General features: G+C 35.2%; 3 protein-coding genes. All 3 read right to left on the bottom strand.

Features of this window, described 5'->3' with window-relative positions:
* Positions 1-108: 108 nt before the first annotated feature.
* From ABDZ53_RS12845 to istA, 3 genes are read right to left on the bottom strand one after another with little or no spacing between them, the layout of a single operon-like run.
* On the bottom strand, positions 109-300 hold the full coding sequence (locus tag ABDZ53_RS12845) for a hypothetical protein (RefSeq protein ID WP_343757151.1): 192 nt from the start codon (positions 298-300) through the stop codon (positions 109-111).
* On the bottom strand, positions 297-1,052 hold the full coding sequence (gene istB / locus ABDZ53_RS12840) for an IS21-like element helper ATPase IstB (protein ID WP_343757149.1): 756 nt from the start codon (positions 1,050-1,052) through the stop codon (positions 297-299). Before istB ends, ABDZ53_RS12845 begins: the two co-directional genes overlap by 4 nt.
* Positions 1,052-2,605 carry an IS21 family transposase gene (istA, locus tag ABDZ53_RS12835; protein ID WP_343757147.1) on the bottom strand — a complete coding sequence of 518 codons (1,554 nt, stop codon included), beginning with the start codon at positions 2,603-2,605 and terminating at the stop codon, positions 1,052-1,054. The genes istB and istA overlap by 1 nt, the downstream gene beginning before the upstream one ends.
* Between the last annotated feature and the right edge of the window lie 95 nt (positions 2,606-2,700).

The following is a 2,700-nucleotide window of genomic DNA, read 5'->3' as shown; positions in this document are numbered from 1 at the left end:
TAAGTGCACTCACAATCGTCCATCAAAATATATGCTGAAAGATAATATAAAACTAGAGCCCAAAACCGTGTTTGAGCTCTGGTGGTTTATATTAACAATATTCTGTATTTAATTATCTAATGCTTTGTCAAGGAATTTAATAGCTAATTTGACCATTTGATCAGGCGAAGGCTCTTCTTCGCTTTCGTTATTTAAATAATATGGAATCAATAAAGATATCAAATCTAAATAAATATCTTCTGGTAAATAACGATAAAAGTAGTGACATGCAATTCGATTTTCAACTTCAACTGGAATCACTTTACACCCTCCAGTCCATGACGTTCCCTCATAGAAATCTCTCCATCAAGCATTATTTGGTGAGAGTCATGAACAATTCGATCAAGAATTGCGTCAGCTAGTTGGGGGTTTTCAATTTTTTTGTGCCATCCTTCTGGTGCGAATTGAGAACAGAATATGGTTGACGTTCTTTTTAAACGTGCTTCAATGATTTCAAAAATATGAATACTATCTTCCAATGAAAGGTTCATTAATAGCCATTCATCAATTATTAATAGTTCAATTTTAGTATATTTTTTTATTAATTTTCGATATGAGCCATCGGCTTCATGCTTTGCTAAAGATAGTTCGTCAATTAATTCAGGCAAACGGATATATTTTACTTTTCTAAATTGACGACAGGCCTGAACACCAAATGCATTAGCTAGCCATGTCTTGCCATTTCCAGAGGCTCCCATTAGTATAATGTTATTATGATTGTCAATATACCTTCCCTGTGCGAGTTTTGTTATGAGATTTTTATCTAAGTGACGATCTGGATAATACTCTATGCCTTCAATTGAAGCACCTGAATCACTAAACGTAGCTTGTCCAATCAATCGTTGTAATTTGTTTGATTTTCTACGGGCAAATTCACTATCTACTAGCAGTTCAAAGCGTTCTTCAAATCCGATGGATTGGAACATTTGATCAGCTGATTGTTGTTCGTATAAATCTGCCATACCGGTTAAACGTAATTGTTTTAATTTTTCAAGAGTCTGTTCATTTCTCATTAGTTTTTACCTCCAAAGTAAGATGCTCCACGGACAAAGCCATGCTCGTTATCTGTTTGTTCTTTTAATGAATCTGCTTGAGAGACACTACCTAATTCTTTCTTGCGTTTCTTTAAACGACTTAAAACAGTTTTCAGAAGGGGGTTGTTTGGTTCCTTCGCTATAGACATCATCGTTTGACATCCTTCTTCTAACGCTTCTGTTGAATGATTAGATGCTGTATTTCTTAATGTTGCTAATAGTTTTAAAGCTTTCTTTTCAGTATGATGTGACAGGATATGTTCGACATAGGCATGAAGATTTGGACCGATTTCTTTAGCCCAGAGTAAATTTTCTTTAGGCGTATGATTTAAATAGCGTCGGTGATTGTCGGGCATGTGATCAATGTTTGTGGATCTCTGTCCTATATCGCCTTCTATTTTTTTATGAGATGCAATTCTGTGCTCGTTGAAGTACACTTCTATTAGGTAATCAGTTATGCGAACTTCTACTTCATCATTAACATACTCATACGGAACAGAATAAAACATGCGATCGATTTGAATGTGATAATCTAACTGTACTTTAGATATACGCCATTGTGATTGAGTATAGCGTGGATAACGTAGAGGACTTAAAAAATTGTATTCTTCTTCGTTAAATACTGTTTGCCTTGAACCTGGTCTTTTCTGGAAAGCTTCTTGGTTCAATTCTTCTGTCTTTTCAGAAATAGCCTGGTTTAATTCGTTTAAGCTAAAGAATACATCATTACGTAAAGCTGCTAAAACTTGTCGACTGACAAAACCAACATTTCCTTCAACCGATGCTTTGTCTTTAGGCGCTCTAACACGTGCGGGTACAATAGTAAAATGATAATAATCACTTAGTTGGCGATAGCCTTCATTGAGTAAAGGTTCTGAGTAATCCGTTTTAGTTACACCAGTACGTAGATTATCCGAAACGACAGTTTCGGGTACACCTTTAAAATATTCGAAAGCGTTGATATGAGCAGTTAGCCAATTATTCGTCTTCATATCATAAAAACCCTCTACATAGCTATATTGACTAAAGGGTAAGGTGGCTATAAAAATATACACTTTAATGTCTTGTCCATTCTCTGTGTTTTTAACGAAGAGAGTACTACCGGCCCAATCTACTTCTAATATTTCACCGGGCTTGCGATGAATAGGCATGGTTAATTTGTATTTTTTACCAAAGTAACCATACTTTTCACAGAATGTCCGATAAGCATAAGGGAGTTTATTTTGACTTCTAGCTTTCGCTTCGTACTCTTTGTGTAATAATTTTAAAGTCACATTCTTTTTAAGCAACTCTTTATGAATATCATCCCACTTAGGTTCCAGATAGCCGCGATACTTAGCACTTTTTTCAGGAAACAGATAATCTTCTAGCCAAGTATTCGTCATTTCTTCAGTTAACTGAAGAATTTCTTTTTTCTTTGCTTCATTCACCACCTCTCTAATTTTGTCTCTTGAATGCCCTGTACTAGAGGAAATTGTTCGTTGTGATATCCCCTGATGGTTCATTTCAAGGATTTTGCGATAATCAAGCATAAAAAAACCTCCTGTTTACTTATTTGTATGAAAGCACATACATAAATTAAGTATACAGAAGGTTATAAGCTTGCGGACGTTTATTTTCGCACTCA

The organism is Alkalibacterium iburiense, from assembly GCF_039521845.1.
GTDB lineage: Bacteria > Bacillota > Bacilli > Lactobacillales > Carnobacteriaceae_A > Alkalibacterium > Alkalibacterium iburiense.
This window is presented reverse-complemented; position numbering and strand designations above follow the sequence as displayed.

What these genes read in the sequence shown, in the direction of transcription:
- istB (WP_343757149.1), bottom strand. Translation starts at nt 1,052, where the DNA reads ATGAGAAATGAACAGACTCTTGAAAAATTAAAACAATTACGTTTAACC.
- istA (WP_343757147.1), bottom strand. Translation starts at nt 2,605, where the DNA reads ATGCTTGATTATCGCAAAATCCTTGAAATGAACCATCAGGGGATATCA.